The organism is Megasphaera hominis, from assembly GCF_014269395.1.
Taxonomy (GTDB): domain Bacteria; phylum Bacillota; class Negativicutes; order Veillonellales; family Megasphaeraceae; genus Megasphaera; species Megasphaera hominis.
Genome location: NZ_JACOGK010000068.1, coordinates 1 through 3,183, shown reverse-complemented (window position 1 = coordinate 3,183; position 3,183 = coordinate 1). Strand labels below are relative to the sequence as shown.

Genomic DNA, 3,183 nt, shown 5'->3' with positions numbered 1-3,183 from the left:
GCCACATGGAAAGGGAAGCCATGAGCTATTCCCTTTTCGCATGACTCGGTAGCTCAGCTGGATAGAGTGACTGACTACGAATCAGTAGGTCTAGGGTTCGAATCCCTACCGGGTCACCATTTGATTGAGATACGAACTCTCCACTTTTACAGGATTCTGTAAGATGGGGAGTTCGTTTTTGTAGTTATACTGGATTTCGATATAGTCCTTATATACGATTACGCTGCGGACGATGGATGAGAGCAGGATGCTCTTGTACTTGTCCGCAGCTTTTATTTTTTGCGCAATGGACCAGAAAAAGAATTCAATGTGCTGCTGAGTCAGTTCGATATCGCCATCCAGCAGTTTTACCCGTGCGGCATCGTCTTTTAGCCGTGTAAGCTCTTTTTCGTATTCGTTGATATGATTTGTTATGGTATCAGAGATAAGGCCGTTCTCAACCGCCTTGACGCAGTTCTGGAGCTTCTTGTTGATGTCTGCTATCTGATTCTTGATTGCTTGGAGTTCCAGGGAGTCTTTTTTATTCTTTTGCATCTCTATGGCCTGCCGGGCGATGGCTTCCACTGCTTCTTTACTGGAGAGAATCCGCGTGGTCACTTCACATACAAGGTCTTCTATAGCATCTTTCCGGATGTTCCGGGTCTTGCATTTCTTTTTGAGATGAGCAGCGCAAGCGTAGTAATAATAGATGGCACCTGTTTTGGAAGTCCCAGACACGCCAATCATCTTGCTGCGGCAACACCCGCAAAACAATTTGCCTGTCAGCAGGAAGTCTTCATTGCAGGACCGGATGTGATGTTTTGTCCGGAAATTTAGATGCTCTTGCACGGCTTCAAATGTGGCTTTATCCAGAATAGCAGGGCAGGCATTCTCTCTGCGCACAGTTCCCCAGGTGAACACTCCTATATACTTTTCGTTTCTCAGAATGGTGCGCAACGTATTGTAAGAGAACGGGCCTCCAGCTGAATTGGTGTAATGGCGCCGGTTCAGCTCGTCGATGATGTATTTCTGATTGTGCCCTTCCAGTGCCAGCTGATAAATAAGCCGGACAACCTCTGCTTTTGGCCCATCAATAACAAGGTGATGCTGTTCATCCAACTTGTAGCCAAGGGGGACTACACCACCGGGCCACTTCCCTTCCAGTGCATTTTCGGTCATGCCACGCATAACGTTTTCCGCGAGTTCCGCGGAATAGTATTCTGCCATACCTTCAATGACGGATTCCAGCAGAATGCCGGACGGGTCATCCGCAATATTTTCCATGGCTGAAACAACTTTGATACCGTACTTTTTCAGCTTGTGTTTATATTTCGCGCTGTCGTAGCGGTTCCGGGCAAAGCGGTTCAGCTTATAGACCAGGACGGCATCGAATGCCATGGTGGCGGAGTCGCGGATCATCATCTGGAACTCCGGCCGCTGATCAGAGCGGCCAGTCATGGCGCGGTCCGCATAAGTATGGAGGATGGTCATATTGTTCCGGCTAGCATAGTCTTCACAAACGCGGAGCTGTCCTTCAATGGACTCCTCACGCTGCCGATCGGACGAATATCTGGCATATATGACAGCCTTGGCGGTTTGCTTTTCTTCTGTTTTAGGCATAAAACGAGCCTCCTTCTATGGTGAATGGAGGCTTTCATGATATAATATACACATAATCTGCCTCCTACAAGAGTGGATTATAACCGCAACCTGGTACTGGTAATGCCAGGCTGCATTCCCCTGTCATATTTCGCGATATGGCAGGGGCTTTTTATTTTGTTTTCACTTTGCCTTGATGTCCAATAGCTTCCTTAGGATGCCGGGCCGTTTTTCATACATTACTTCAAGGATTTCTGTAATGGTGTCCAAGGTTGCTTTCGGATGCTTGGCGCTCGGGTAGGATTCAAGGTCAAGCTTTTCGGCCACAGAGTCTAGGCTGAGAGACTCCCAGCTATCGTGGCGCTCACAAAAATAATCATAAAGGTCGATGAAGTGCATCTCCGGTTCTGGAATGTGATTCTTTTTCAAGGTGGCTTGCAGCGCTTTCAGATGAGCATCTGCATAGTAGGTGATGACGTTCTTCCCAGAAAAATATTGTTCAATATTTGCCCATACGTCCTTGAATGCCGGAGCATCGGCCACATCTTCTGGCTTGATATCGTGATAATTAGAAAAAGAAAATGACTTCACTTTGGGATTTACCAGGTAAATCATATCTTTGTACTGAGCGTTTTCGATATAGCGGGCAGATATCTGGCATGTGCTGCCATAGCCTTTGTTGGCCCTCTGAATGTTGAAGATGGTGGCCTGGTAAGGGAAGTTCACCGGATGCCATTCATCAGAAAGGACCTGCTTGCTGGCTATCCTTTGATTGTGCTTCTTTTGTGCCCGGAGCCGGGCTCGTTCTTCTTTTTCAATCCTCCGTTTTTCTTTCTTCTCAGGGTCGGAAGAAAAGAGGCTGCTTAGAAAGTTAAACATTTTATATATCCCTCCCTGACTTTTTTAAGCTTAATGAAACGATGGGGTACTCCCCGGCAATTGGCCAGAGTGTAAATAGATGTCCCCAGATGTTCTGCCAGATACCCGTCATTTAATAGCAGCTCTACGGCAAACGTGTTTGCTAGTCTCTCCACCCGGTCCGCATTGATATCCATGGTGTAGGTCTTGAGCCACTGGGTATTGTCGTTGGGCGTACAAAGCGCATGGCCAAGTTCATGCGCACAGACAAACGACAGCATGGATTCCGGGGTTCGTCTGTCATCAATGATAATAAATTTTGAACGTTTATACTTGAGATAGTTGCCGTATTTGCCGCCCAGGTCCGAATACATGATGATGATATTCTTACATGCGGCCAGCCGAAACGGGTCATCTGTTTTATAGCGTCGGATAAGAGCGGCAACTTTCTGCTGCACATCCATAGTCTTAATCCCTCCGGTATTTTTTCGGCGTATATTTCTTCTTGGCTATCTTCTTTGCCTGGATCATGGCAGCCTTGATAGTGGCTTTGAATGCTTCAATATCTTCTATGTCGTCCTCCCCTTCAAAGGCGGCAGAAGAAACGGAGTTCATCATATCTTCCAGAGGAGGTGCGGACAAAAAGTTGGACCTGACATGATCACTAAATGTCAGGAGGTTTAAAATGTATTCTTATGAAAAACGAATGAAAGCAGTCCTGTTGCATCGAGACGCAGGTATGGGACT

4 protein-coding genes and 1 tRNA gene are annotated in these 3,183 nt (G+C 46.8%); 1 reads left to right on the top strand and 4 read right to left on the bottom strand.

Annotated features, from left to right (window positions below; translation table 11 throughout):
- Window positions 1-42: 42 nt before the first annotated feature.
- A tRNA-Arg gene (locus H8J70_RS12295) sits at window positions 43-119 on the top strand.
- Here H8J70_RS12295 and H8J70_RS12290 read toward each other — a convergent pair.
- From H8J70_RS12290 to H8J70_RS12275, 4 genes are all read right to left on the bottom strand, one after another.
- A complete protein-coding gene (locus H8J70_RS12290; protein ID WP_186504580.1) occupies window positions 106-1,599 on the bottom strand; it encodes a recombinase family protein in 1,494 nt (497 codons plus the stop codon). The genes H8J70_RS12295 and H8J70_RS12290 overlap by 14 nt on opposite strands.
- Before the next feature lie 162 nt (window positions 1,600-1,761).
- Window positions 1,762-2,457: an exonuclease domain-containing protein gene (locus tag H8J70_RS12285; RefSeq protein ID WP_186504579.1), complete on the bottom strand. Its 696-nt coding sequence runs from the start codon at window positions 2,455-2,457 to the stop codon at window positions 1,762-1,764.
- Window positions 2,442-2,900 carry an ImmA/IrrE family metallo-endopeptidase gene (locus H8J70_RS12280; RefSeq protein ID WP_186504578.1) on the bottom strand — a complete coding sequence of 153 codons (459 nt, stop codon included), beginning with the start codon at window positions 2,898-2,900 and terminating at the stop codon, window positions 2,442-2,444. The genes H8J70_RS12285 and H8J70_RS12280 overlap by 16 nt, the downstream gene beginning before the upstream one ends.
- Window positions 2,901-2,904: 4 nt before the next feature.
- The gene (locus tag H8J70_RS12275; protein WP_186504577.1) at window positions 2,905-3,078 is read right to left on the bottom strand and encodes a hypothetical protein; all 174 of its coding nucleotides are present in this window, start codon (window positions 3,076-3,078) and stop codon (window positions 2,905-2,907) included.
- Between the last annotated feature and the right edge of the window lie 105 nt (window positions 3,079-3,183).

Excerpts from the sequence above, each read along its gene's own strand:
- H8J70_RS12290 (WP_186504580.1), bottom strand. The coding sequence starts at position 1,599 with ATGCCTAAAACAGAAGAAAAGCAAACCGCCAAGGCTGTCATATATGCC.
- H8J70_RS12285 (WP_186504579.1), bottom strand. The coding sequence starts at position 2,457 with ATGTTTAACTTTCTAAGCAGCCTCTTTTCTTCCGACCCTGAGAAGAAA.
- H8J70_RS12280 (WP_186504578.1), bottom strand. The coding sequence starts at position 2,900 with ATGGATGTGCAGCAGAAAGTTGCCGCTCTTATCCGACGCTATAAAACA.